The organism is Porphyromonas pogonae (assembly GCF_036320655.1).
Classification (GTDB): domain Bacteria; phylum Bacteroidota; class Bacteroidia; order Bacteroidales; family Porphyromonadaceae; genus Porphyromonas; species Porphyromonas pogonae.
In genome coordinates this window covers 273474-300397 of the sequence record NZ_CP143258.1, presented here as the reverse complement: position 1 = coordinate 300397, position 26924 = coordinate 273474, and the positions used below count along the sequence as shown (strand labels likewise).

Below are 26924 nucleotides of genomic sequence, written 5' to 3'. Positions count from 1 at the left end.
CATGCGATTAGTCGAAACTATAAAAAACATATGGAAGATTGATGATCTTAGAAAAAAGATCATCACTACCATTGTTTTTATAATTATCTATCGCGCGGGTACATTTGTGGTGATTCCCGGTATAGACCCCAATAGTCTGAGAGAATTGAAAAATCAGACAGCCTCGGGGCTAATGGCGCTTCTGGATATGTTCTCCGGGGGAGCGTTTTCTAATGCATCTATTTTTGCATTGGGTATCATGCCATATATCTCTGCATCCATCGTTATGCAGTTGGGTGCTATTGCTATCCCATCTTTACAGAAAATGCAAAGAGAAGGAGAGAGCGGGCGTCGCAAGATCAATCAGATCACACGTTACCTTACGGTGATCATCTTGTTATTCCAAGCTCCTACTTATCTTATCAACCTTGATGTACAGTTGCATTCTGTGGGTACAGCATTGCCTGCCGGCATTTGGTTCAAGCTATACGCCTCCGTGATCATGACGGCGGGTAGTATGTTTGTCCTCTGGCTGGGAGAGCGCATTACGGACAAGGGTATCGGTAACGGTATCTCATTCATTATCCTTGTGGGTATCATAGCACGCTTGCCGCATGCCCTGATCGCCGAGTTTGCTTCGCGCGTTCAGTCCAATGCTGTGGGTGGTCTTGTCGCATTCCTCTTTGAGATCATCTTCTTGCTGTTCGTCATAGCAGGTGCGATATTATTGGTACAAGGTACTCGCCGAGTACCTGTGCAATATGCCAAGAGGGTAGTGGGTAACCGCCAGTACGGTGGCGCACGCCAGTATATCCCTCTCAAGGTGAATGCTGCCAACGTAATGCCCATCATCTTTGCTCAGGCTATCATGTTTATCCCCATCTTCTTTATGGGATTTTCTAAATCAGGAGAGAGCAGCGGATTTTTGCATGCGTTTATGAACAATACCAGCTTCTTGTACAACTTCGTATTCGCCGTGCTTATCATTCTCTTCACTTACTTCTACACCGCTATTACAATCAATCCGACCCAGATGGCCGATGATTTGAAGCGTAACAATGGTTTTGTCCCCGGCATCAAGCCCGGCAAAGCTACACGTGACTATATCGATGAGATCATGGATAGAATCACATTACCGGGTGCAATATTCCTGGCTATTGTAGCTATATTGCCTGCTTTTGCCCAGATATTTGGAGTAAGTCAGGAGTTTGCTCAGTTCTTTGGGGGTACATCTCTGCTCATCCTTGTAGGTGTAGTGTTGGATACGCTACAGCAGATCGAAAGTCACCTCTTGATGCGCCACTACGATGGTCTGCTCAAGAATGGACGTATAAAAGGGAGAGTAGGTTCTGCAGCGGCATATTAATATAAGAAATGATATACTTAAAAACAGACGACGAGATCGAGCTCATGAGGGCTGCCAACCAACTGGTGGGTAAAACCCTTGCGGAAGTAGCCAAGCATATTAAGCCGGGCGTAAGTACGCTTGAGCTGGATCGAGTTGCCGAAGAGTTCATAAGAGATCACGGAGCTACTCCTGCTTTTTTGGGCTACGGAGGCTTCCCCAATAGTTTGTGTACATCGGTCAATGACCATGTAGTGCATGGAATACCTTCGAGCAAGGTAATCCTTCAGGACGGCGATATTGTTTCTGTCGATTGCGGAACGAAATTGAACGGTTTTACCGGAGACTCGGCTTACACCTTTGCGGTAGGAGATATTACTCCTGAAGTAAAGGATCTGTTGGTTACGACCAAACAGTCGCTATACAAAGGTATAGAGCAAGCCGTAGCCGGACACCGTGTAGGAGATATCGGTGATGCAGTACAGACCTACTGTGAGAAACGAGGCTATCACATCGTGAGAGAGCTCGTGGGACATGGTATCGGAAAAAGCATGCACGAGGCTCCCGAGGTTCCCAACTATGGACGCAAAGGAACGGGACCCGTTTTGAAAGAAGGGATGTGTATCTGCATAGAACCGATGGTCAATATCGGATCTAAGAATGTAGTTTTCGAAAAAGATGGTTGGACGGTGAGGACCAAGAGTCGTAAGCCCTCGGCACATTTCGAGCACTGCATAGCTATCAAAGATGGCAGAGCGGATATTCTGTCGTCGTTTGATTTTTTAAGTGAAGTTTTAGGAGAAAGAGAATTCTAATTATTTTTTATGTCGAAGCAAGCTGCTATAGAACAAGATGGCGTAATTTTGGAAGCTTTGTCCAATGCGATGTTTAAGGTGGAACTGGAAAACGGTCACATCATCACAGCGCATATTTCCGGTAAGATGCGTATGCACTACATCAAGATACTTCCGGGAGATAAGGTTAAAGTGGAAATGTCGCCATATGATTTGTCCAAAGGACGCATTTCATTCAGATACAAATAACATTTAACCAGATATGAAAGTAAGAGCATCAATCAAAAAGCGTACTCCGGATTGCAAGATCGTGAGAAGAAAAGGACGCTTGTATGTGATTAACAAAAAGAATCCCAAATTCAAACAACGTCAGGGATGATTTTATTTAAGTATTGCAATAATATTAAGTAAAGAGTATGGCTATAAGAATTGTTGGCGTTGATTTGCCACAAAACAAACGAGGAGAAATCGCCTTGACTTACATCTATGGCATCGGCCGTAGCAGTGCGTCAAAGATTTTGGATCAAGCTGGTATCAATAAAGATATCAAGGTAAAAGATTGGACAGACGATCAGGCAGCCGCTATCCGTGAGATCATCGGAGCCGGCTTTAAGGTAGAAGGTGACCTGCGTTCTGAAGTTCAATTGAATATCAAACGTCTTATGGATATCGGTTGCTACCGTGGTATCCGTCATCGTAATGGTTTGCCATTACGTGGTCAGAGCACAAAGAACAACGCTCGTACTCGTAAGGGTAAGAAGAAGACCGTTGCAAATAAGAAAAAAGCTACTAAATAATAAAGGTTGATATGGCAAAAAAAACAGTCGCAAAGAAGAAAGTCGTTAAAGTCGACGCTGTGGGACAAGCTCACATCCACTCTTCTTTTAATAACATTATCATATCCCTTGCAAATAGCGAAGGTCAAGTTATCAGCTGGTCATCAGCAGGTAAAATGGGTTTCCGCAGTTCTAAAAAGAACACTCCTTATGCAGCACAGATGGCTGCTCAGGACTGCGCAAAAGTTGCCTATGATCTTGGTTTGCGTAAGGTGAAAGTTTATGTAAAGGGTCCGGGTAACGGACGTGAATCAGCTATTCGTACCATCCACGGTGCAGGTATAGAGGTGACAGAAATTGTAGACGTTACTCCGATGCCTCACAATGGTTGCCGTCCTCCCAAAAAGAGACGTGTTTAATCATTATCCTGAGGATTTTACATTAATAAATTCACTAAAAACAGAAAGACTACCACTCGGAAGAGTTTTCCTCCGAACAGTATAATTAAGATTGTAACAAGCTCGAAATATAAAAGTAAGACTACATACTGACTAAAGAGGGTGAATAGATTGGCTATATTACTTTCATAGGTTTCATAATCCTCTCCTCATAACCGGTCGCGGCTGCACCACTTTAGTAGATGATAGTGTTTTGTAAGTTTACCGAGACACACAATCAATGTACGCGGATGATCTTTCACAAATTAAGATTATAATAATGGCAAGATATACTGGACCTAAATCAAAAATTGCCCGTAAGTTCGGCGATCCTATCTTTGGTGCCGACAAAGTATTGTCCAAAAAGAATTACCCTCCCGGACAGCATGGCAATTCTCGCCGTCGTAAGACGAGCGAATATGGTACTCAGCTTCGCGAAAAACAAAAAGCTAAGTACACCTACGGAGTGCTCGAAAAGCAGTTCCGTAACCTTTTTGACAAAGCTCAACGTGCAAGTGGTGTAACGGGTGAGATCCTGTTGCAACTTCTTGAGTCACGTCTTGACAACGTTGTCTATCGTTTGGGTATCGCTCCCACACGTGCCGCTGCTCGTCAGTTGGTATCGCACCGTCACATCACTGTAGACGGAAAAGTGGTAAACATCCCTTCTTACACTCTAAAGCCCGGTCAGATCATTGGCGTACGTGAGCGCTCAAAGAGCCTCGAGGTTATCTCTGATGCATTAGCCGGATTCAATCACAGCAAATATCCTTGGATGGAGTGGGAACAAGCTACTCTCAGCGGAAGATTTCTTCATATACCTGAGCGTGCAGACATCCCTGAGAACATCAAGGAACAGCTGATTGTGGAATTGTATTCTAAATAATCCAGATAATCCCATGGCAATATTAGCATTTCAGAGACCCGATAATGTAATTATGATGGATGCAACCGATTCTTATGCAAGATTCGAGTTCCGTCCTTTAGAGCCGGGTTACGGTATTACGATAGGTAATGCCCTTCGTCGTATACTTCTATCCTCACTCGAAGGTTATGCCATCACCTCTATCAGAATTGATGGTGTTGATCATGAATTTGCTACTATTCCGGGTGTATTGGAAGATGTTACTAACATAATACTCAACCTTAAGCAGGTTCGTTTCAAAAGAGTAGTCGACGGTACATTGGAAGAAACGGTTTCTGTGAGCATTTCTCACAAAGACGTTTTCACAGCCGGCGACCTTGACGATCAGCTTAGCGGTTTCAAGGTACTTAATCCCGAACTGGTGATTTGTCATCTCGACAGCTCTGCCTCTATCAATATTGAACTTAAGATCAATAAAGGAAGAGGTTATGTGCCTGCTGATGAAAATCGTAAAGTTGATGAGGAATTGCAGACTATTGCTATAGACTCTATCTTTACTCCAGTACGTAACGTTAAGTATCAGGTTGAAAACTTCCGTGTAGAGCAGAAGACCGACTATGAGAAGTTGGTTATAGAAGTTACTACCGATGGCAGTATTCATCCGCAAGATGCTTTGCGCGAATCCGCAAACATTTTGATTCAACACTTCAGACTATTTACCGAAGACAACATCGCTATTGAGGATGCAGACCTTGAGCCTGCTGACGAATTCGATGAAGAAGCATTGCACATGCGTCAGCTTTTGAAGACTGCACTTAGTGATCTTGATCTCTCTGTGCGTGCCCTCAACTGTCTACGCTCTGCCGAAGTATCTACTCTCGGTGAGCTTGTACGCTACAACAAGAGCGATCTGCTCAAGTTCCGCAATTTCGGTAAGAAGTCATTGACAGAGTTGGATGAGTTGTTAGAAACACTCAATTTGTCATTTGGGATGGATATCAGCAAGTATAAATTAGATAAAGAGTAAGAATTAAACGATGAGACATAATAAAAAATTCAATCACCTTGGCCGTAAGAAAGCTCACCGTGATGCTATGCTCTCCAATATGGCATCTTCGCTGATCCTTCACAAGCGTATTTTTACTACGGTTGCTAAGGCTAAAGCTCTGCGTATATATGTGGAGCCTATGATCACTAAATCAAAAGAAGATACTACACACTCACGTCGTGAAGTATTCTCTAAACTTCAGAATAAGTATGCCGTTAAGGAGCTTTTCTCTGAAGTAGCTTCAAAGGTAGCTGACCGCCCGGGTGGTTACACTCGTGTTATCAAGACAGGTTTCCGTTTGGGTGACAATGCTGCAATGTGCTTCATTGAGCTTGTTGACTTCAACGAGAACATGCTCAAAGAAGGCAAGACTGCCAAAGCTGCAAGTAAGACTCGCCGTTCACGTCGTAGCAAATCAGCTTCGGAAGCTCCTAAGGCTGAAGTGGCAACTGAGACGGCAGCTCCAAAAGCTGAAGTAGAAGTAGAAGAAAAGTCAGCAGAGTAATCCTCAGTTCACTTTGATTCAATATATAAAAAGGTCATATCCATACGGATATGACCTTTTTCATTGTCTTTGTTTGATCTGCATCTAGCTTCTAAGCCATTATCCTTACAAATAGGATAGACACTCTTTGAGACTGTTGCAAAAGTCAACAGTCTCATGGATTTTGGAGGCAAATCCGACAAAAGACACTTTGACCGGGCAGAGAAGGTAAAGTGCAAGGCGCTAAGAGTGAGTGCACAGGGAGTTTACTTCCGGTAAATGACCAAGCGCGAATCTCGCAAGCAAAGAAGCAATTGGCCTGCTATGCAACGGTCTCTCTTTTATAAATCTCTGTGAGGGGAGGTTTGTACTGAGAAGCTTCTTCATGTGTTGTCGAGCAGAGGTGCTTTACCAGAGTTTATGAAAATGCTGTTTTGTACAATACAAGTATTATAGCTCTTATTTCACCGTATAGTTATTGATGTTGCTGTTGCTTGCAGGCATCTTGCCGTCGATCCCGTAATCAGGTGAATATTTCCCCGCCGGCATATCACTAAGGATAAAATGATTGGCTTTTCTCGCAGCCACTATTTTGTCGGTTGCAGCAGTCATAAGTGTGTTTGCCAGTATTCCTATGATCCCTCCGTTCTGTATTACGGAACAGTCCACTTTCACATCGGCATTTCTTTGAAATAGCGTTTCGTTCGTAGTCGCAGACTTCAGGATATACTCTATCTCCACATTGATTTCATTTGCTAGAGCTGCTTTGCTCCACTTCTTGATTACAGTAAAGAGCACCGCATCGGCATTGAATACATTTCTGAAGGGCTTCATTGAGCCTTCTATAAACTGCTCTGCATCGTTAGCGCTTTCCTGTTGCATGAGGTCGAGCGAGAGATATGGTGAGAATACATAGTATCCGCGTTCTGCCAACGGTTGTGCCATAGAAGAGTAGAAAAACTCCTTCGCATCCACATGATTTGTTTGGTTTATCGGAGGCATGATCAGTATAGATACAGGCTTCTCGCTATACATCTTAGGATATAAAGCTTCTCGGGTATATGATTGACCTACGCCACAGCTTGCCAGTACTGCGATGACAAGGATACAGATTGATCCTTTTACCGCTTTGCTCATAAAATTCAAATGCATCATCGCTTAAACTGTTTAATGATTCTGTCTATAAACACCCGGCTCTCCGGATAGGTGTCAATCTCTTTCTGCATCAAGTCTACCCCTTCGGTTACCTTGCCGCTTTTGGCCAATAGGTAACCGTACTCGGCATAAACTCCCGGAGGTACAGTCTGGCGCATGCCGCTTTGATTATCTATAATTTTTTCATAAGCTTTTATCAGTTCCGCTTCATCCTTTTCAGTGTGCTTCTTCGAGAAGGCATATGATGCGTTTTCATAGTTGTACCAGCTGTAAAGCTCTCTGCCTGTACCACAGCCCCACAACCCCAAGCATAGTGCCAATAAGGTCGCAGCCCAATAAATATTCTTCATATATTGCTTTTTTGACATCTATTTACGGTAGCACCACAGTGCGTGAGCTTCTGCTTGAGATAAAGAGGTTCTTACTATACATCTCCTGTGTGTGATCATTCAGAACAACCACTTTGTGCGTACCCGGCAGTATCACGATGCGTTCACCTTTGCGTACGGCATCCTTTTCTTTCACAGCCTTTACTTTGATTGCAGGTTTGTCATCTATTACAATATAGACATCCTTGTTTACATACTGCTTGTTTGATACCACTACGATATAAGCTTCATCGCTCAGGCCTCCGTTGAGTGATGCTGTAGAGCCACACGATGGCAATGTTATCAATGTGCATGCAACAATCAATATGATAACTAAGGAGGTGAAATTACTTTTTAAGATTTTCATGAATAGGTAATATTAATGGGGTTGTTGGATATAGTAGTTAGCCAATTTGTCTTTGTCCATAGAGCCATCAAGAAGTGTCACCATTGAGAACTCGGTTTCGGGAGTATCACCTCCTACCATAGTTATTTTCACGGAGCCTACCTTTTTGCCCGGGAGCTCAAATTCCACACCGGTTTGCGGGTTTTTTACTTTCTTACCTCTACTGTAGACATCGAATACATCATTCACTTTGAGCCCTTGTGAAGCACCGCCTGCAATCACCATACCATCTTCATCTGCACTGAGGAAATAAGTTTTCCATGGTTTGTCGGTGCATTTGTTGATAATGTTTTCCACCAACTGATCTATTGCTCCGGAGATTGCTTTGTCGCTCAGCGTAGCGTCGTAACCAGCTTTTCCTCCCATGCCCAGTGTGCTCTTAGCCGTAGTCTGTGCATAGCCTTTGCCTTCTTCGGAGTAGATGATAAGCCCGGTAGATACATCCACGATACGGATGCTTACACCGGCTTCTACCGTTTGGCTTTTCTCCGTTGAGAAGAATCCGTCTTTACCGGTCGTCTTACGTCCGAATTCGGTAATCGAACCCAGTATCAGATAGTCTGCTCCTATCTTTTGTGCGGATCCGCCGTTTTTGAGTTCGCTCTCTATTTTATCCAGATCACTTCTCTCGAGCAGGATAAATTTATTAGTACTGCTGAGTTTGGTCGATAAGATGTCCAGTGCTTGTTTGGCCATAGGATCATTTTGTCGATCATAAAAGATCCCTTTGCCATATTGCGTTTCATTCGAGAATCGTCCTATAGCTACTTTCCATTTCAGGGATTTGTTTGTAGCATGATGCGCATGGCTATTGACTTCCTGTTGCGCCACTTTTCTTTCCGGCGTCTGTGATATTGCCGGGTACAATGTTACTCCCCATACAGAGAGAATAAGCATGGGTATCTTTAAGTACGTTTTCATATTGAGTTTGTTATGTTCCTTTACAAATATAGTTTTTTTATTGTTTTATCATATTAACCTCGTTTCTTTTCTTCATCATTGTTTATTTACAAGTCGTTTATTATAGTACCGGCCTGAACCCCTAGCTTCATTCGAGTATTTGTTTTATCTTAGAGATGTAATATTTGAGCTATCAATGTAGTCTGTATACTCTATAGGCGATCTATGGCTCACAATCAGTTCCAAAATGAAATTGCACCCTCGTACATCCCTCCTCGTTTTCTTGTTTGTGCTTTTTATGCCTATGCTAAAGTCACAGAGCACCTCTGATGAGGTTGTCTTTACAGCTCCACTCTCGTATTCGTCACGTTTTGTGGGGGCCACACGAAGTCTTGGTATATCGGCCCAAAGCATTCCGGTTATTTCCACTGACATTGATAGCGCTTCATCCGAAACAAAAGCTTTAGTGTCCGCTCCCGATAGGTATGACTACGTGATATTCTGTAGCCGTAAGGCGGTGGATGCGTATGTTTACTATCAGACATCTGCTCATGCACATGGTACTACCTCCACTCAATATCTTGCTATCGGTAAAGATGTGGACTATCTCAGAGAACGCACAGGGCTGGATGTCGCTTTTCTTTCTCACGAAGCCAGCCCTATGGGCTTGGTGGCAGCTTTGAAGTCACGGCATATTACGAATAAAAAGGTGGCTGTACTAGCCCCCGGTATGAGAGGGATTGAAGAGCCGTTCGTTGTGCCCCAATTCATCGCAGCCCTACAGGAGATCGGATTAGAAGTTACACGTATCGATGCTTACTATACCCGCCCCGTTACCTCTAATGTCAATACCCTTATCCGCCTATTGGAAGAGGGTAAGGTATCACTATTAGCCTTTACGAGTGGGGGCGAGATCGAGGCGTTGATGACAGGGATAGTTCACTCCGGCAAGGACAGAGCCAAGTTATTGCAGTCTGTTCCCGTTGCTTGTTTCGGTCCGTATACCCGCCGTTGTGCGTTTAAGTACCGTTTGGACGTCAAAGTGGTAGCCACGGATTTTAGCCGAGCCGAAGGTTTAGCCGAGGCCATCAGTCATTATATCCGTAGCAAGTGAAGATTCACCTCTTATAAGTTACAGGTCATTCTTGTCGTCGATCTTGTCTATAGGCAATACATCATCACCCTTTTGTTTTCTGTGTTCCCTGATCGACTCCATATAGGTGGCAGTGATGATACCCGACGGCAGAGCTATGATGGCTATGCCGAAGAGTGAGGAGATCATACTGATAATACGGGCAATGGTACTTACAGGATAAACATCGCCATAACCTACAGTAGTAAGCGTCATAGTAGCCCAATATACAGCGTCGAAGAACGACGGGAATAGTTTGATATCTTCCTCCGTACCCAAGTTGAATATAACCAGAGCAGTGATAAGGATATAAAAAATAGCCATGAATAGCACAGCCATGAGCACTTTGCGCTCTTTGTCCAATACCAAAAACAGCAGTTGTATTTGTGTTGAGTATCGAAACAACCTGAATATCCTCATGATCTTCAACATCCTTATTATCCTCAGCATCTTGAAAGAAGAGCTCAGTATATTCAGCCCCGGCAGTATCGATAGTAAGTCTATGATGGCAAGCCCTGTAAACGGGTACACCACAAACGCTTTCAGCCCCGGCATATTCAGCTTCAAATCACAAGTCATCCACCTCAGTAAGTAGTCTATAATGAAGACGGTGGTTGTGACACGCTCGATAACTCCAAATACGGGCTTAGGTTCTCTGAAAAGCAGAGGCACCAGACTCATTAGTATAAATAAGATCATGACAGTATCATAGAGCAGCCCTATTTTGTTCTTACCATTACTGTGATCTATAACTTCAAATATATCTCGGCGTAGTTTTCCGTATGACATAATCATAAATTAATGTATAAATATTCCTAAAGGTATTATATCTTTATAGACGTAGTACTACGTTATATCATTAAAGAAGATGTTGCTCATGTCCGATCTATCGCATTTCGCATTATCTTCACATTGATAACAAATATAAAAGCCCTTTTGTAACTATGGAAGAGATAATAAAGTTGCCTTCATTCAAATTGATCGGAATATCTGTAAAGACTTCCAATGACGGGGGTAAAGCGGGAGAGGACATCGCTATGCTCTGGAAGCGTTTCTATGAAAAAGGAATCATGTCGCTTGTACCCAATAAAATCTCTTCTGAGATCTATTGCCTTTACACCCGCTATCAGTCAGATCACCGAGGTGAGTATACATGTCTGCTTGGGTGCAAGGTAAGCTCTTTCGATGACGTGCCTTCAGGATGCTCATCCTGCGAAGTTCCTGCTACATCTTATCTGCATTACCAGACTATAGGCGCCTCACCGCAAAACATAGTCGATACATGGGAGCGCATCTGTGCTTCCGATATAAACCGTGCTTATATTGCAGACTTTGATATCTACGGCTCGGAGTTGTCCGATCCTCTCAGTACCGTTGTGGATACATACGTATCAGTCAGGTAATATTCCCTATTGCATCAGGCATAGCACTCCTGAGCAGAGATTGTCGCTGTGTGTGCCCTTGTCACTTGCCCTTCGGCATGTGGCAAAAAAAATGTAGTTTTGTATTACGAACAGAACTATGGGCTGTATAACTTAGTTTTATTTGACTTTAGTCACGAATAATCTGTAATTAAACCAATAAGTTATGATTTCAAAAAAAACCTCAATAGCGTTGATTTCCGCAACGTTTTTATTGAGTTTGAGCGGATGCTCCAGCAAACTTCGTCCGCTTTCCGGCAACATGGTATCGGCAGAGCCTCAGCCTCTTGAAGTAGTAGGTAATAAGGTGCCGGTAAAAGTGCATGTTACTTTTCCTGCTAAATATTTTAGCAAAGACGCACGTCTCAAAATTGTACCCCAGATGCGTTATGCAAGCGGAGAGAAGTGGGGCCCCAGTTTCACATTCCAGGGTGAAAAAGTCATGGGCAATGAGATTGTAGTTCCTTATGAACAGGGAGCCAATAGAAATCTCGATTTTGCCATCGATTATGACCCCGCTATGCTTCGAAGCGAACTCTTCCTTACTTTCGAAGCTTATAATGGATCATCCAAAGTAGTGTTACCCTCTCTCAAGGTAGCCGATGGTGTCATAGCTACAGCAGACTTGGCTTCTGTCAAAGATGCCGCTCCCGCCATTGCCCCTGATCGTTTCCAGCGTATCATCAAGCAAGCATTCGATGCCAATATCATGTTCCTTATCCAGCAAGCACAGGTACGTGCCAAGGAAGTAAACAAGGAAGACGTAGAGGAATGGCGCTACATCGTACAAAACGCCAAAGAAACACCCAACCAACGTGTTTCCGTAGAGGTGCAAGCTTATGCATCACCTGATGGCGGTAAGGATCTCAACGAGAAGCTCAGTGAAGCTCGTGAGCGCAATACTACCAAGGTGATCAAGAATCAGTTCAAGAAACAAGACCTCGCAGATGTCGAGATCAACGCTCACTACACAGCCCAGGACTGGGAAGGTTTTAAGAAACTTGTCGAGAGCAGTAATCTGCAAGACAAAGATCTGGTACTTCGTGTGCTGGAGATGTATCCTGACCCTGAGCAACGTGAAAAAGAGATTAAGAATATCTCTGCTGTATTCAGCCAGCTTGCCGATATCATCCTGCCCCAACTGCGTCGGTCTCGTCTTGTAGCCAATGTGGAAATCATAGGTAAGAGTGATGACGAGATCAAGGAGTGGGCTGAAAAGTACCCGGGACGTTTGAGCCTTGACGAACTCCTCTATGCTGCTACCCTACAGCAGACCAACAAAGAAAAAGAGCGTCTCTACAAGATTGCCCGTCAGCTTTATCCGCTTGAATATCGCTCATACAATAACTTAGGAGTACTCTCTTACCTGGAAGGCAACATGGTACAAGCCGAATACTGGTTTACCGAAGCCAACAAGCGAAAGATGAATCCTGAGACAAACCTCAACCTCGGACTTATAGCCTTGCAGAAGGGTGATGTCAAAAGAGCCAATGAGCTTATAAGCACCTCTTCCAATGTACCAGAGGTAGGCCAGGCCATGGGTATCATCTACCTCAACGAAGGGCAGTATGACAAAGCAGAGGTAGCCTTAGGTGATTTCAAAAACAACAACGCTGCCGTGGCACAGATCATGAATAAAGACTATGCCAAAGCTGCTGCCACCCTCAACGCTATAGCACAGCCCAATGCCAAGACAAGCTATCTCAAAGCCGTTGTAGCTGCTCGTACCAACGATGCAGCAGGTGTGTACGCCAATCTGAAGGATGCTGCTACCAAGGATGCTTCTTTGGTAAAGCGTATGGCCAACGATTTGGAGTTTGCCGCGTATAAAAACACTCCCGAGTTTGGTAGCTTACTTCGCTAAGCTCTCCCTGTAATCGAGAAGGGTATAATCAATAAATCCGCATAGCTCATAGCTATGCGGATTATTTTTTGTAATCACACCTCTTGTTATTCTCTGAAAAGGGAAGTGTTGCATCCACAAGAAAAGTGCGGTAACGCAGTAAACTTATCAATGCCTGTAATAATGAGCAAGACGTCTGCCAGGAATCGGTAAAAATGCACTAGGGTGTGATAGGAGTGCTTGTGCTATACACTCAGTGATTTGTTTCGGAAAATATTTATTGCCGTAATGATGGACGATATTGCCCCGATAATAAGAAATAATAGCTTATACTTGATCGTATTTCTCAATCAGGTTGGTTTTGTTCTTTATTCTGCTCTATTTCACTATATCTTGTCTCTTTTTACGTTTACGGAGAGGGTATGGCTTCGGCGGCTTATTCCATACCCTTGCAGTCAGGCACCACACTTGTCGGTATTACTACCTGAGATAGGGCTTTGAGGGATGATTTCACGGGCGAGACACAGAGTGACCTGATTGCTTTTCCCAAAGGTGTAAGAATGGCTCATAGAGTTATCCTTGTTGCATGCCGGGGATAAATATACTTCATGATTGCTCTTGACAAAGGGGGGTGTGATGTTGTATCTTTGCAGATATAGATTTGAGTTTACTTATTGCATCTTTTATTTGCGTTATATGACATGTTTTATGACAATACTGATAAGTCTCCTTACCACCATATTAGTCTCTCATCCGCTATGGCTACACCTCGGGATCAGTTTGTGTGTGCTACCCTTTTTGCGTATGGATGTATCGGCAGGTATGTTGCATACTCGCCCCGGTGCGTTGTGCAGTAGCTCCCTGTTTCATCAAGCAAGCACTATCGGTCCCTGTGCACACCTCCATGCTCCATCTCTGCAAGGTGAATACACTACTGTGCCAAGCGCCCCCCCATCACACTACGCCACCGAGTGCAGAGCGCTGTCCTGCTCATCCGCCACTCGCTTATATGTAGCCACGCATTCACATGGCTTGCATGTATTTACAGCCCGAGCGTACTTCCGCTATACTTTGATCGGAGGTAGCAGACAAATTAAACACCTCACTTTTTCTGCATAAGCAACAATCCCCCATTTATACAATCATCCTTTAGCAACATCGGGCACATATAGCTCACGGTGTTGCTTTTTTATGTGCAGTGAGTGGCGGTAGGTAAGTGTGTTAGTTAAAACACTGCTGTATTTTAGTTAAGACACTCTTGCGTTTTAGTTAAAGTGCTTCCGTGTTTTAACTAAACTGTTTGCGTGTTTTAGTTAAAACGTTTTTGTGTTTTAGTTAAGACACGAAAGTGTTGTCACTATAATGTTTTTGGATCACAACTGTGACGCTGTTGCCTCTTTGTTTCATCACAATTTATCATGCAAACCCATATTTTTACAATGCAAAACACCTGTAGCCATCCTTTTTTATCCACACTCCGCTTTCATAATGATAGATGGTAGGGTTTTTGCGCGTTTTTTAGCCTTGTTTATAGGGCGAATAAAATGATTTGACATTCGTTTGCCTATCAATTAGATAGTAAAAAATAATAGTATGGTGCGGTTTTCCTCTCCTGTTCCTTCTTCTTTTATGTCGGAATAGAGAGCATGCAAGCATCAGGTTTATGCTTTCATAACCCCGTTTAGTCGCATGTTTTTGCGTATATTTGTATGAGGAGATCTCCTGATATCAAAAATTTATCGAAATACGATCAAGTAGGAGCGGTTTTTGAAAAATCGAGCCCCAAGTCCTGTATGGCTAAATGAATTATTTTTCTTGTTAATGTTTCAAATTTATTATTAAAAGTATGGTAAGGCATTTGAGTTTAAGTGTAAAACTGACTATACTTCTCTTCTGTTGTTCTTGGGCTGTGGCAGCACAGCAAAAAAGGTGAGAGTAGCTTGTGTGGTCAATAGCATCACTTATGGTTACGGCATGGATGATCGGAAAAAAACTCCTATCCGGCTCAGTTACAAAAAATGATGTTTGAAGCGGGGTAATCACTCTATACGCTCTTGGTGGCAGTCGCATGACGCCCCCGTTGTAGCCAACATCATTTGAGGCTATAATTGGCACGAACACTATACTACTCTTTGTCCTTTTGAAGGAGTTATCTCTTTTTGTATATATTTGCATATAAACCCCGGGAACACCCCGTTATTTCTTATTAATTCTATCCAAGCATGTCAAAGGAATTATTTAGTGAAGATATCCGTAAAGCTGTAGAGGTGATGCAGCGCGGAGGCATTATTTTATACCCCACAGATACTATATGGGGTATCGGTTGCGACGCTACGAATGAGAGTGCCGTGCAGAAGATCTATGCCCTCAAAAAGCGATCGGACAGCAAATCCATGCTGGTACTTGTGGATAGCGATGTGAAGTTGCAGGGGCTGGTGAGCGAGGTGCCGGAGATCGCTTATGATCTCATCGATCTTGCCATAAGACCCATTACAATCATCTACAGCGGAGCCCGCAATGTGGCTCCATCTCTCATCACCGATGAGGGTACACTGGGGATACGGGTGACCAAAGAGGAGTTTTCGCAAGAGCTGTGCAAGCGCATGCGAGTGCCTGTGGTGTCTACCTCCGCCAACATCAGCGGGGAGCCCTCGGCTGCGTTTTTCTCCCAGATCTCTCCTGAGATACTGGCGGGCGTGGACTACGTGGTGGAGTACCGACAAGACGATAATAACCCCTCGGAACCATCACAAATCATCAGTCTCGGATCCGGTGGTGAGGTCAAGGTAATCAGAGAGTGATGCTGTATTGTAAAAAGAATTTCATAAAACCTAATAATTTTATCATATTTGTCTGATATTTATACTTCTCTTTATGAGTGTAAAAGGCAAAACAACCAACAAATGAACTTGAGTGACATAGGAAATACGACAAACAAGCGTTTCGAACGCATGCTTCTTTGGCGTGAAAAGCATATCAATGAAAGATATTTTATTCTACTGTTGAGTCTTATCATAGGCATAGTGGCGGCATTGGTGGCCATCCTGCTCAAAAAGATGATTCACGGGATACAGCATATTCTTTTCCTCAACGCCAACGAATATAATTTCCTGTTTCTCATCCTTCCTATTATAGGTATATTCCTTACGGGGCTCTTTGTGCGTTATGTGGTGAGAGACAATATAAGCCATGGTGTGACACGTGTATTGAGCTCACTGTCACAGCGCAAGAGCCGTATCAAACCGCATAATATGTGGTCATCCATCATAGCCAGTTCCATTACTATCGGGTTTGGAGGGTCCGTAGGTGCAGAGTCGCCTATAGTGCTTACCGGTGCGGCCATAGGCTCCAACCTGGGGCGTGTATTTCGCATGGAGCAGCGCACACTGATGCTCCTTGTGGGGTGTGGTGCGGCAGGAGCCATAGCCGGCATTTTCAAAGCTCCTATCACAGGACTTGTATTTGTGGTGGAGGTATTGCTGCTCGATCTTACGCTGAGTTCCATCCTGCCACTGCTGGTTACTTCGGTGGCCTCGGCCTCTACGGCATATATTTTCACCGGTACCGAGGCTATGTTTAGCTTTACGCAGACGGATCCTTTCGCCATAGAGCGATTGCCCTATATATTCTTGCTTGGAGTAGTGTGCGGGCTGGTATCCCTGTATTTTTCCAAGACTATGTTCTCATTCGAGGGTAAGATGAAGAAATTACCGACCTATAGGCGTAAGTTTGCTGTCTCCTCGGTAATCCTCAGCTTACTCATCTTCCTATTCCCTCCGCTTTACGGTGAGGGTTACAACACTATCAATACCTTGCTGAGCGGGCAGTACGGAACCTTGCTCGAGGGAAGCATCTTCGAGCCCTTTGCTGATTCGTACTGGATGGTCTTCGGCTTTCTTTTTCTCATCCTTCTTACCAAGGTATTCGCCTCTGTAGCCACTAACTCAGGTGGCGGGTGTGGCGGGCTTTTTGCTCCTACGCTTTTTATCGGTTCTATTACCGGCTTTTGCTATGCGTATGTCGTGAACTATTTCCCGTTTCTCAATGCTTATCTGCCCAATAAGAATTATGCTTTGCTGGGTATGGCCGGACTCATGGCAGGGGTGATGCATGCTCCGCTCACCGGTGTATTCCTCATAGCCGAGCTTACGGGGGGCTACAATCTATTCCTCCCTCTTATGCTGGTATGCCTCACCTCATACGGTACCATACGTATCTTTATGCCTCACAGTATATACTCGCTACGCTTGGCAGAAGAGGGCAAGCTACTTACACACCAGAAGGACAAAGCCGTGCTTACTTTGATGTCATTGGAGAATGTGATAGAGACGGATTTTGAACCTGTAACGCCTTCCATGAGCCTGGGCGACGTGGTGAAGGTTATAGCAGTGAGCCACCGTAACATGTTTCCCGTGCTGAACGAGGAGGGACAGTTCCTAGGCATCGTACAGCTCGATAATATCCGTAATATTATGTTCCGCCCGGAACTTTATGACAGGTTCAAGGTGAATAAGATTATGATTATCCCGCCTGCCAAGATCAAGACTTCTATGTCTATGGAGGCAATAATGCGGGTATTTGACGATACCAAGGCATGGAACTTGCCTGTTGTGGACGATGACGGTAAATACATGGGATTTGTATCCAAGTCCAAGATATTCAATTCGTACCGAGAGGTACTGGTAGAAACATTTGTGGGCGACTGATGCCTGCTATATATTTTTCAAATGGATAAGAAAGCGTTGAAGTTAATTTATATGGGCACGGCGGACTTTGCCGTAGCGCCACTCCAGGCCTTGGTGGAAAACGGGTATAATGTGCTTGCTGTGGTGACGATGCCCGACAAACCTGCGGGACGCGGGCACAAGCTCAAGGCTAGCGGAGTCAAAGTATATGCCGAGTCTCAAAATATTGAAGTGTTACAGCCAGACAACCTCAAAGAGGATGCCTTTGTGGCACGGTTGAGAGAGTTGGATCCCGATCTGGGTATTGTGGTAGCTTTCAGGATGCTCCCTCAAATTGTATGGAATTTGCCACGGTTTGGCACTGTTAATCTTCATGGTTCGCTACTCCCTCTTTATCGAGGTGCTGCTCCTATCAACTGGGCTATCATCAACGGGGATAAAGAAACAGGTGTGACTACTTTCCGCCTCAAGCATGAGATTGATACGGGTGGAATACTCCTACAGGAGAAAATGCCCATAGGTGAAGATGAAACCTTTGGAGAAGTGCATGACAGGATGATGGTGTTGGGTGCTCAGGTGATGTTACGCACAGTGGACTTGTTTCTGGATGACAAGGAGCCCCTGGCTATGCCTCAGGAGGATTGTCACGAACACCCCACGCAAGCTCCCAAGCTATTCAAAGATAATTGTAAAGTGGACTGGACTCAGTCGGCAGGTTTTATCCATAATTTTATTAGAGGGCTCAACCCCGTACCTACCGCATGGACAGAGCTCGCCATCGAGGGTCATGAGCCAAAGCCCTTTAAATTATACCGTTCTGCAGTCATCGACCCTGCCGACCGTCACGAGGGTCTTACTCCCGGCTCGTGCGTGATAGGCCCCAAGCGCTCACTGGAAGTAGTGACGGGTGACGGTGTGCTGAAGATACTCATGTTACAACCGCAAGGGAAGAAAGCAATGGCAGCTGATGCTTACCTCAATGGTATAGCCCGCTGATCAATATTATATAACCGTTTGCAACCTTCGACACTATATGGGTGATGTTACGTGTGTGCAGGAGGTTTTCCTATTATGAACGAGGTAAATATATTACTTGTGAAAAAAGGATAGTGAACCCCAAAGCATGAACAATATGTCACATATTACACCGTTAAATACCCAAATAAGGCTTAATAAAGCATAAATAGGGCGGAATAATCGATGTATAGAGGGTTTTAAACGAAAAAATATTATTTTTGTTCTATGCGATACTATACACTCTTAGAACAAGATGAATAATTTCGAGGACAATATTAAAAACTCTGATACGGAAAAAATCACATATTACCGTAGAATATCCATATGGTGGAAGAAACATCCATGGATCAAATACGCTGCAGCTTTCGTGATTGTTTTTATGATCCCCTACCTTTTTGGAGAGTCGAGTGTGTTTCGCCAGATCAAATATAGCAACCGCATCTCACATCTGAGAAAAGAAATACGTCAGACAGAGAATCACTTCAAAGAAGACAGTGTCAGGCTCGAAGAGATTCGAGCCGATAAGGATGGTGTGGAGCATACCGCTCGTGAGCAATATTTGATGAAGTCCCCTGATGAAGTGATATTTTTGATCAAAGATAAAGAACCCCAACCCGAAGAAGACGAGAAAAAATGAAGTGGAGAACAGTGACATACTACGCCAGCACCATATTGCTTATCATAGGTGCGGCTCTGGGCATTAAGCACCGGCTTGGGGTAGATATTATTTATATGATAGGGGGAGTAGGCTATACGCTTACTTACATGTTTGCCCCCGTAACCAACTTGTCAGTGCGTGAAAGACGCCTGATCAGGATGAATATATTTGCGGGTCTCCTGTTTATGACATCAGGAGTTTTTCGCTTCTTGGGCAGAGGGCAAGCCGAGTGGGTGCTCTTTTTCGCCTTGGCCATGGTGTTTATGATCTATGGTAGTGTTGCGCTCATGATAACAGAGTCCCACAAAAAGAAATAAGTATAATAAAATATGCCAAATTTAAAAAATCAACCTCCTCGTCCCAAGAGGAAGACCAAGATAGAATTTACAGTGAAGGAAGCGGATACATTGCTGCACTACCTGCAAATTACGGCTTTGCCCGAAAGGAGCAAAACCACCGTGAAACAGCTGATGCGTGACCGGTTCTTCTCTGTAAACGGCAAGCCAGAGGTACAGCATAATCTCCCTTTGGCTACCGGTGATGTGGTGGTACTCCATCAGGCTCCATTGCCAGACACCTTGCACCACCCGCAAGTGGAGATACTCTACCAGGACGATTATCTGGTGGTGGCCAATAAGCAGCCGGGTATATCTACCATAGCCAGCGGTGTCAACACACGCTTTACGGCTATGAAGATTATATCGGAACATCTCAAGATGTTTGATCCTACTGCTAAGCTATTTATGCTCAATAGGCTCGACAGAGAGAGTCAGGGATTGGTAATGTTTGCTAAAAACAGAACCGTACAACAAGAGATCATCAACAACTGGCACAAATACGTGTTGGAACAGAGATTTCTTGTCGTGATAGAGGGTAAGATGGAGGACCCTGAAGGTGATTTGCTACCGCCTGAGCACCCTAATGCGTCCAAGAAAAAGACCACACCTAAGCATAAGAATGCACCTGAAGGCGCTCTCACTGCAGAAGAAATAGCAGAACTGGGCACTGCTTCGTACAAAGTACTCAAAGAAGGCCCCCTATGCAGTATGCTGGATATACGTCTGGACAAAGGGAGGAACAACCAGTTGCGTAAGCAATTCCGTGAGATGGAATCACCTGTTGCGGGAGATCACCACAACGGCAGTATGTTCAAAGATCTCGGTATGATAGCCCTCAAGGGAAGCATCATCAAGATGAAACATCCGATTACAGGGGAGGACCTCAGTTTTCAGCTGGAAGTTCCATCGGCTTTCAAATCTTTGGTAAAAACAGCGATACCTCCTACAAGTAATAAATCTCTAAAAGATAAAAAACAAAGATAAATAGTATTCAACTGTAATGAAGGGTATTACTCCTGATTGTCTTACTATATTCAAGGGAAGGAGTAAGTACTCTGCTAATTATTTAAAACATCATGATAAAACCATTTTCACGAAGAGCGTATGTGATTCTGCTCTTTCTTTTGGCTTGCTCCTTGTTCGGAGCTCCTAAGCTTTCTGCACAGATTGTGGGCGATATTGCCACGTGGAGTAAAAAACTCAACGATGAAGGCAAGCCTGAAAAAACGTTATTGTTTAGTGCTCAGATAAAAAGTGGCTGGCACGTTTATCATACGGATATTCCTGCGGGAGGTCCCAGTGCCACCGAATTTACGTTTGACAAAATAGAGGGAGCCAAGCTGATCGGCAAGCCTCAGGCTGATAAGAAACCGGATGAAGTGTTTGATAAGAATTTCAACATGAAGCTTCGTTGGTTCCATGGCTCTGTAACCTTTTCACAGAAGATACAGGTTACAGACCCTGCTAAATTCAAGATTGAAGGTAACATCAGATATATGGGATGTAATGATGAGAACTGTGTGCCTCCTACGAGGTGGGAGTTTTCGTTCGGACCATCGGATCTGACATCTAAGGCGGCTGCTCCTGCATCAGCTACAGAAGAGAACGCTGCTACGGAAGCACCTCTCACCGATAGTGCCACCGTTGGCTCTGCAGATAGTGCTAATAAAAGCGCTACTGTAGCATCTTTGGCTTCGACCGATGATTTATGGCAACCTGTAATAACAGAGTTGAGGGGTTATGGCGATACTACGCTGGCTCAGACAAGCTCATCTCTTTGGAAGATATTTATCTACGGATTCCTCGGTGGTTTGGTAGCGCTTCTTACGCCATGTGTATGGCCTATGATACCGATGACGGTGAGCTTCTTCCTCAAAAGAACTTCTAACCGCCGTAAAGCCATACGTGATGCAGTCAACTATGGCTTATCTATCATCGTTATCTATCTTATATTGGGGCTCCTCATCACAGCTATTTTTGGCGCAAATGCATTGAATAGCCTTGCGACGAATGCGGTGTTTAACATCATATTCTTCCTCTTGCTGGTATTCTTTGCTATCTCATTCTTTGGTGCATTCGAGTTGGTATTGCCGGCTTCATGGACAGCCAAGATGGATGAGAGGGCTGATAAGACTACCGGTCTGCTCAGTATATTCTTCATGGCATTCACCCTGGTGTTGGTATCATTCTCTTGCACGGGTCCTATTATAGGTACGCTGCTTGTAGAGGCTGCTACCATGGGCTCATATCTGGGCCCGGCTATAGGTATGTTTGGTTTTGCCGCTGCTTTGGCATTACCTTTCTCTCTATTCGCCATATTCCCCAACTGGTTGCAGAGTATGCCCAAGAGCGGTGGATGGCTCAATACCGTGAAGGTAGTGCTTGCATTCCTCGAGCTTGCTCTTGCATTTAAGTTCCTTTCCGTTGCCGACTTGGCTTACAGATGGCATATTCTCGACAGAGAGACATTCATCGCTATCTGGATTGTAATCTTTGCTCTGTTGGGTATCTATCTCTTGGGTAAGATACGTTTCAGTCACGATAGCCCGGTAGAACATGTTTCTGTAAAGAGGTTGTTTATGGCTATCATATCTCTTTCATTTGCCATGTATATGGTGCCGGGGTTGTGGGGTGCTCCGCTCAAAGCGATCAGTGCCTTTGCACCTCCTCTCCATACACAGGACTTCAATCTTTATGAAGGGGCTGTACATCCCGCTTTCGATGATTATGAAGAAGGTATGGCTTATGCCCGCAAGCAGAATAAACCTGTACTTATCGACTTCTCAGGTGCCGGCTGTGTCAATTGCCGTAAAATGGAAAATTCCGTATGGATCAACGAAGAAGTGAAGAAGATGCTTGATAATGACTTTGTGATTATCACACTCTTGGTCGATGACAGAAAGCCTCTCCCGCAGGTGATGGAGGTACAGGAAAATGGCAAGACTCTCAAACTGCGTGAAGTGGGCGAGAAGTGGAGCTACTTCCAGAGAAGTAAATTCGGTGCCAGCACACAGCCCTTCTATGTAATGCTCGATCATCAAGGTAAACCTCTGGGGCCTTCACGTTCTTACAATGAAGATATACCTGCGTATATCAAATTCCTCAAAGGTGGACTTGACGAATTTAAGACAAGATCAAAATAACTTACCGCGATAAAAGAGATATAGAATAAGATGCACACACGTGAGGAGAAACTCGAAGCTTTCGGCCGTTTGCTGGATGTGATGGATAGGCTTAGAGCCGAATGCCCATGGGACAAGAAGCAAACCAATGAATCGCTACGGGCCAATACGATAGAGGAGGTATATGAACTATCTGATGCCCTCTTGGCTGATGAGCCAGAGGAGATCAAGAAAGAGCTCGGCGACGTATTACTTCACGTGGTGTTCTACTCCAAGATTGGAGAGGAGAAAGGTCTGTTCGACATCGCATCTGTGGCCAATGCTCTTTGTGATAAACTGATCTTTAGGCACCCTCATATCTACGGAGAAGTGTCTGTCGATGGCTCGGATGAGGTGGAGCGTAACTGGGAACAGCTCAAGCTGAGAGAGAAGAATGGTAATAAGACTGTACTTGGCGGTGTCCCCGCTGCACTCCCATCCATAGTCAAAGCCCACCGCATACAGGATAAAGCCCGTGGCGTAGGATTCGACTGGAGTGATAGAGCGGAAGTCTGGAATAAAGTGGACGAAGAGCTCGGTGAACTCAAGGAAGCGATACAGTCGCAAGATGAGGATGGTATCGAATCTGAATTCGGTGACTTCCTATTCAGTATTATCAATGCTTCTCGGCTTTACAAAGTCAATCCTGACAATGCATTGGAGAAGACCAATCGCAAATTTATCCGTCGCTTCGGCTATGTAGAGCAGCAGGCCAAAGCTCATGGCAAAGCTCTCAAAGAGATGACCCTTGAAGAAATGGATCATTACTGGAACGAAGCTAAACAGCAGGAGACGGATAGATAAAGAAAATTCTCATCATCCTTTTATCCCAGAGCTAACAAAGAGCGCCTCAATACATCATGTATTGAGGCGCTTTTTGTTAGGTTGCGGCCATCGGGGCACAGTTTGTGACGTCTTATTCACATGTATGTTCAATGATCTATCCTACAGCCATGCAGGAGTTGGATGTTATACAATAAGCTTTACGATAAAATAGCCCCCGATGGTGAGCCAAGCAAAAAGTATAAGCGCAAGTAGGAATGGCTTGATACCTGCTTCTTTAAATTTTGCAAAAGAAGCATCTGCTCCTATGGCGGTCATGGCCATCGTAAGCCCGAAGGTATCGATGTTGTTTATCAGCTTTGTAATCGCCCCGTACTCCTGAGCCATATTCACAGAGGTTGCTCCCATGCTCAGGAGGGTATTGATCACAATAACTATCAGGAACCATATTGCAAACCAAGGGATAGTTACTTTATTGCCCTGGCCTCTATCTTCTCCTTGATGCTTATTACGTCCCAGAAAGAAGCTCAGAATTAGTAGAAAGGGAGCCAGCAATATTACACGTATCATTTTGGTAATTGTGGCTATATCTGCAATCTCCGGTGTCATGGCGTTTCCAGCCCCTACCACATGTGCTACCTCATGCACAGTGGCACCGGTGTATACACCCAGCTCCTTGGGAGTCATGCCGTATACCCCCGCGCGGTACAGCATAGGGTACATAAACATAGCTATAGTGCCGAATATAACCACGGTAGATACTGCTACCACCGTTTTGTATGGCTTACCACCCACTACCGGCTCCGTACCCAATACAGCGGCTGCACCACAGATAGCGCTACCTGAGGATGTCAGCAGGGTGATTTCTTTGTCAATCCCCAATAGTTTACCGGCAATCAGCCCGATACCAATCACACTTACTACCATGATTACATCCACCCATATAGCATCCATCCCCACAGCTGCCACTTGGCTCATCGTAAGCCTGAAGCCATAGAATATAATAGATAATCTCAGGATGGTTTTCCCGCAAAACTTTATTCCGGGTACCCACTCTTCAGGCAGGTGCATCCTCAAAGTATTGGCATAGATCATACCCATGATAATACCTATGATAAGTGGGCTCAAGCTCAGAGCCTTGAAAAACTCAAATTCTGCCAGATAAAATGCTGCAAATGCAAATAATGCCATGAACAATATGCCATGGAGTTTGTGCACTTTGGTTATATTCATAATAAAAAGTTAATCGTATTAAATAATTTCTTGATCAATTGCGGAAACGCATATTCATCAATCCGTGTTATGGGAATCGCTTCATAGCCGTCGAGAGAGGGGAGTTGAGTCCCTGTAAATTCCAGAAGATACAGATCGGCATAGATACGCCGGTGGGTAAGTATATGTTTCAACTTAGCCAGCGGTCCCGATAGGCTTGGAGGGTGTTCCGCCATCCTTATGATAGCTTGATATTCCTCCAATGCTATGATACTCTCCACGCCCATATCTGATGGAGTCTCTATCAGTGGCACTTCATACAATCCTTGCCACACATCCCCGGCAGGTCTTTTCTTAATAAAAGTATAAGTCTGTACCTTTTGTCCTGATAGCAAAGCGTATTTTATAAAGAAATAATGGAAATATCGATCTTTTACCTGTACTTTACCTTGCTTTACCGGTAGCTTAGCTGTGAGCCCCAGTTTATAAGCCGCACAGCAATCGGGTAGCGGACAGTCTGTATCACACTGCGGATTCTTGGGAGTGCAGCATAATGCCCCCAGCTCCATGATAGCTTGGTTATGTGCTCCGGGATGTTTCGGATCCAGTAATAAATCTGCTTGTTTTTGGAATATCTTTTTCCCTTGAGTGCTATCTATAGGAGTGTCTATGGCGCACAGTCTGCTCAGTACACGATAGATATTACCGTCTACCGTAGCGTGTGGTATATTGTACGCAAAAGACATGATAGCTGCGGCAGTGTAATCCCCTATCCCCGGTAATGCCCTTACTGATTTGTAATCTAACGGCATTACCCCCTTATATTCGTCAGAGATAATGCGTGCAGCTTTGAGCAGGTTACGACCGCGCGAGTAGTATCCGAGTCCTTGCCACAGATGTAGCACTTCGTCCTCCGAAGCCGATGCGAGATCTTGTACTGTAGGATATGCCTGCAAAAACCGGTGATAGTAGCTCATCCCTTGATCCACACGGGTCTGTTGCAGTATCACTTCAGATAGCCATATGGCATACGGATCTCTTGTCTCTCTCCAGGGGAGGGCTCTGCCTGCGGTGTTGTACCACTCGATCAGTTTGTGCCTGATCTCAGATCGAGAGCATATGAAGGTCATCAACGAGTTTGGCGTCTATCGGTTTATGTTCTTTGATCGCTTTAGAAAATGGTACATACACTATTTTGTCATTATCTATGCCTATCATCACATTGCGCTGGTCTTCCATCAACGCATCTATGGCGGCCACACCCATGCGACTTGCCAAGATGCGATCATTGGCTGTAGGGGTACCACCTCTCTGTACATGTCCCAGTATGGTTACACGTACGTCAAATTGGGGATATTCCTTTTTTACCCTCTCCGCTACACCCATAGCTCCACCCGTGAGTTCGCTTTCGGCTACCAGTACTATGCTGCTGTTCTTTGTTTTTCTGAACCCGTTCTCGATAGTCTCAGCCAACTGGTCTTTCTCAAACATATATTCGGGTATTATCGCCGCTTCCGCACCGCCTGCTATAGCTCCGTTGAGGGCAAGGAACCCGGCTTCACGCCCCATGACTTCGATAAAGAAAAGTCTGTCATGTGACGATGCCGTGTCTCTGATCTTATCCACAGCACTCACTATCGTATTCAGAGCTGTGTCATATCCTATGGTCGAGTCTGTGCCGTACAAGTCATTGTCAATAGTGCCCGGAAGGCCTATAATAGGAATATCATATTCTTGTGCAAATATGCGTGCACCTGTGAGTGAGCCGTCACCTCCTATCACCACAAGGGCATCTATACCGTGGGCTTTCATGTTTTCATAAGCTTTCGCTCGTCCTTCTATGGTGCGAAACTCTTCGCTACGGGCTGTTTTGAGTATAGTACCCCCCCGTTGTATAATGTTGCTTACATCTTGGGTCTTAAAGTCCAAAATCTCATTGGTGATAAGCCCTTTGTAGCCTCTGTATATACCTTTTACATTCATGCCGTGATATATGGCCGCTCTGGTCACGGCACGTATGGCTGCGTTCATCCCCGGAGCATCGCCTCCGGACGTCAAAATACCGATACATTTAATATTTGACATAGTTCTTGTTCGATTTGTATAGTTACTTTTAT

At 44.5% G+C, this 26924-nt stretch carries 29 protein-coding genes; 21 read left to right on the top strand and 8 right to left on the bottom strand.

The features are described from left to right. Window position 1: 1 nt before the first annotated feature. From secY to rplQ, 9 genes are all read left to right on the top strand, one after another. The gene (secY, locus tag VYJ22_RS01195) at window positions 2–1345 is read left to right on the top strand and encodes a preprotein translocase subunit SecY (RefSeq protein WP_329904544.1); all 1344 of its coding nucleotides are present in this window, start codon (window positions 2–4) and stop codon (window positions 1343–1345) included. 8 nt (window positions 1346–1353) lie between these two features. Next, the gene (gene map, locus VYJ22_RS01190) at window positions 1354–2139 is read left to right on the top strand and encodes a type I methionyl aminopeptidase (RefSeq protein ID WP_329904543.1); all 786 of its coding nucleotides are present in this window, start codon (window positions 1354–1356) and stop codon (window positions 2137–2139) included. A gap of 9 nt (window positions 2140–2148) precedes the next feature. Next, the gene (gene infA / locus VYJ22_RS01185) at window positions 2149–2367 is read left to right on the top strand and encodes a translation initiation factor IF-1 (protein ID WP_044186268.1); all 219 of its coding nucleotides are present in this window, start codon (window positions 2149–2151) and stop codon (window positions 2365–2367) included. Window positions 2368–2380: 13 nt separating this feature from the next. Next, window positions 2381–2497, top strand: coding sequence for a type B 50S ribosomal protein L36 (gene ykgO, locus VYJ22_RS01180; RefSeq protein ID WP_329904542.1), 117 nt, complete (start codon window positions 2381–2383; stop codon window positions 2495–2497). A gap of 37 nt (window positions 2498–2534) precedes the next feature. Next, window positions 2535–2915 carry a 30S ribosomal protein S13 gene (gene rpsM / locus VYJ22_RS01175; protein WP_329904541.1) on the top strand — a complete coding sequence of 127 codons (381 nt, stop codon included), beginning with the start codon at window positions 2535–2537 and terminating at the stop codon, window positions 2913–2915. An 11-nt stretch (window positions 2916–2926) separates the two neighbouring features. Beyond that, a complete protein-coding gene (gene rpsK, locus VYJ22_RS01170) occupies window positions 2927–3313 on the top strand; it encodes a 30S ribosomal protein S11 (RefSeq protein WP_329904540.1) in 387 nt (128 codons plus the stop codon). Between the two features lie 298 nt (window positions 3314–3611). Continuing rightward, window positions 3612–4217 carry a 30S ribosomal protein S4 gene (gene rpsD, locus VYJ22_RS01165; protein WP_329904539.1) on the top strand — a complete coding sequence of 202 codons (606 nt, stop codon included), beginning with the start codon at window positions 3612–3614 and terminating at the stop codon, window positions 4215–4217. A 13-nt stretch (window positions 4218–4230) separates the two neighbouring features. Beyond that, a complete protein-coding gene (locus tag VYJ22_RS01160; RefSeq protein WP_329904538.1) occupies window positions 4231–5223 on the top strand; it encodes a DNA-directed RNA polymerase subunit alpha in 993 nt (330 codons plus the stop codon). A gap of 10 nt (window positions 5224–5233) precedes the next feature. Next, entirely contained in the window at window positions 5234–5749 is a 516-nt protein-coding gene (gene rplQ, locus VYJ22_RS01155; RefSeq protein ID WP_329904537.1) for a 50S ribosomal protein L17, read from the top strand. A 438-nt stretch (window positions 5750–6187) separates the two neighbouring features. Here the strand turns inward: rplQ and VYJ22_RS01150 are convergent, their stop codons facing one another. Genes VYJ22_RS01150 through VYJ22_RS01135 form a run of 4 tightly spaced genes read right to left on the bottom strand, consistent with a single transcriptional unit; the run spans window position 6188 to window position 8578 of the window. Next, the gene (locus VYJ22_RS01150; RefSeq protein ID WP_329904536.1) at window positions 6188–6883 is read right to left on the bottom strand and encodes a GNA1162 family protein; all 696 of its coding nucleotides are present in this window, start codon (window positions 6881–6883) and stop codon (window positions 6188–6190) included. Beyond that, window positions 6880–7233, bottom strand: coding sequence for a DUF4810 domain-containing protein (locus VYJ22_RS01145; protein WP_329904535.1), 354 nt, complete (start codon window positions 7231–7233; stop codon window positions 6880–6882). The genes VYJ22_RS01150 and VYJ22_RS01145 overlap by 4 nt, the downstream gene beginning before the upstream one ends. Window positions 7234–7255: 22 nt before the next feature. Next, the gene (locus VYJ22_RS01140; protein WP_329904534.1) at window positions 7256–7618 is read right to left on the bottom strand and encodes a hypothetical protein; all 363 of its coding nucleotides are present in this window, start codon (window positions 7616–7618) and stop codon (window positions 7256–7258) included. Window positions 7619–7630: 12 nt separating this feature from the next. After that, window positions 7631–8578: a CsgG/HfaB family protein gene (locus VYJ22_RS01135; protein ID WP_329904533.1), complete on the bottom strand. Its 948-nt coding sequence runs from the start codon at window positions 8576–8578 to the stop codon at window positions 7631–7633. A gap of 226 nt (window positions 8579–8804) precedes the next feature. Here VYJ22_RS01135 and VYJ22_RS01130 point away from each other — a divergent pair, with 226 nt between their 5' ends. Further along, window positions 8805–9671 carry a uroporphyrinogen-III synthase gene (locus VYJ22_RS01130; protein ID WP_329904532.1) on the top strand — a complete coding sequence of 289 codons (867 nt, stop codon included), beginning with the start codon at window positions 8805–8807 and terminating at the stop codon, window positions 9669–9671. 18 nt (window positions 9672–9689) lie between these two features. On the opposite strand, the gene VYJ22_RS01125 is transcribed toward VYJ22_RS01130, so the two are convergent. Beyond that, entirely contained in the window at window positions 9690–10478 is a 789-nt protein-coding gene (locus VYJ22_RS01125; protein WP_329904530.1) for an ion transporter, read from the bottom strand. A 155-nt stretch (window positions 10479–10633) separates the two neighbouring features. Here VYJ22_RS01125 and VYJ22_RS01120 point away from each other — a divergent pair, with 155 nt between their 5' ends. From VYJ22_RS01120 to mazG, 11 genes are all read left to right on the top strand, one after another. Further along, window positions 10634–11092 (top strand): GyrI-like domain-containing protein, encoded by a 459-nt coding sequence (locus VYJ22_RS01120; RefSeq protein WP_329904529.1) that lies wholly within the window; start codon window positions 10634–10636, stop codon window positions 11090–11092. 184 nt (window positions 11093–11276) lie between these two features. After that, window positions 11277–12974 (top strand): tetratricopeptide repeat protein, encoded by a 1698-nt coding sequence (locus VYJ22_RS01115; RefSeq protein ID WP_329904527.1) that lies wholly within the window; start codon window positions 11277–11279, stop codon window positions 12972–12974. Window positions 12975–13661: 687 nt separating this feature from the next. After that, a complete protein-coding gene (locus VYJ22_RS01110; protein ID WP_329904526.1) occupies window positions 13662–14072 on the top strand; it encodes a hypothetical protein in 411 nt (136 codons plus the stop codon). A gap of 1103 nt (window positions 14073–15175) precedes the next feature. Continuing rightward, on the top strand, window positions 15176–15754 hold the full coding sequence (locus VYJ22_RS01105) for an L-threonylcarbamoyladenylate synthase (protein ID WP_329904525.1): 579 nt from the start codon (window positions 15176–15178) through the stop codon (window positions 15752–15754). A gap of 102 nt (window positions 15755–15856) precedes the next feature. Next, entirely contained in the window at window positions 15857–17659 is a 1803-nt protein-coding gene (locus VYJ22_RS01100) for a chloride channel protein (protein ID WP_329904524.1), read from the top strand. Between the two features lie 21 nt (window positions 17660–17680). Continuing rightward, window positions 17681–18634 carry a methionyl-tRNA formyltransferase gene (fmt, locus tag VYJ22_RS01095; protein ID WP_329904523.1) on the top strand — a complete coding sequence of 318 codons (954 nt, stop codon included), beginning with the start codon at window positions 17681–17683 and terminating at the stop codon, window positions 18632–18634. Between the two features lie 274 nt (window positions 18635–18908). Then, on the top strand, window positions 18909–19292 hold the full coding sequence (locus tag VYJ22_RS01090; protein WP_329904521.1) for an FtsB family cell division protein: 384 nt from the start codon (window positions 18909–18911) through the stop codon (window positions 19290–19292). Further along, window positions 19289–19630 carry a hypothetical protein gene (locus tag VYJ22_RS01085; RefSeq protein ID WP_329904519.1) on the top strand — a complete coding sequence of 114 codons (342 nt, stop codon included), beginning with the start codon at window positions 19289–19291 and terminating at the stop codon, window positions 19628–19630. The genes VYJ22_RS01090 and VYJ22_RS01085 overlap by 4 nt, the downstream gene beginning before the upstream one ends. A 12-nt stretch (window positions 19631–19642) precedes the next feature. After that, window positions 19643–20635 carry a pseudouridine synthase gene (locus tag VYJ22_RS01080; protein WP_329904517.1) on the top strand — a complete coding sequence of 331 codons (993 nt, stop codon included), beginning with the start codon at window positions 19643–19645 and terminating at the stop codon, window positions 20633–20635. Window positions 20636–20727: 92 nt separating this feature from the next. Beyond that, on the top strand, window positions 20728–22794 hold the full coding sequence (locus VYJ22_RS01075; RefSeq protein WP_329904516.1) for a protein-disulfide reductase DsbD family protein: 2067 nt from the start codon (window positions 20728–20730) through the stop codon (window positions 22792–22794). 30 nt (window positions 22795–22824) lie between these two features. Then, on the top strand, window positions 22825–23616 hold the full coding sequence (mazG, locus tag VYJ22_RS01070) for a nucleoside triphosphate pyrophosphohydrolase (RefSeq protein WP_329904515.1): 792 nt from the start codon (window positions 22825–22827) through the stop codon (window positions 23614–23616). A 165-nt stretch (window positions 23617–23781) separates the two neighbouring features. Here the strand turns inward: mazG and VYJ22_RS01065 are convergent, their stop codons facing one another. From VYJ22_RS01065 to pfkA, 3 genes are read right to left on the bottom strand one after another with little or no spacing between them, the layout of a single operon-like run. Next, on the bottom strand, window positions 23782–24831 hold the full coding sequence (locus VYJ22_RS01065) for a YeiH family protein (RefSeq protein WP_407989435.1): 1050 nt from the start codon (window positions 24829–24831) through the stop codon (window positions 23782–23784). Next, entirely contained in the window at window positions 24825–25937 is a 1113-nt protein-coding gene (mutY, locus tag VYJ22_RS01060) for an A/G-specific adenine glycosylase (protein WP_329904513.1), read from the bottom strand. The genes VYJ22_RS01065 and mutY overlap by 7 nt, the downstream gene beginning before the upstream one ends. Next, on the bottom strand, window positions 25912–26892 hold the full coding sequence (pfkA, locus tag VYJ22_RS01055) for a 6-phosphofructokinase (RefSeq protein WP_329904512.1): 981 nt from the start codon (window positions 26890–26892) through the stop codon (window positions 25912–25914). The genes mutY and pfkA overlap by 26 nt, the downstream gene beginning before the upstream one ends. Between the last annotated feature and the right edge of the window lie 32 nt (window positions 26893–26924).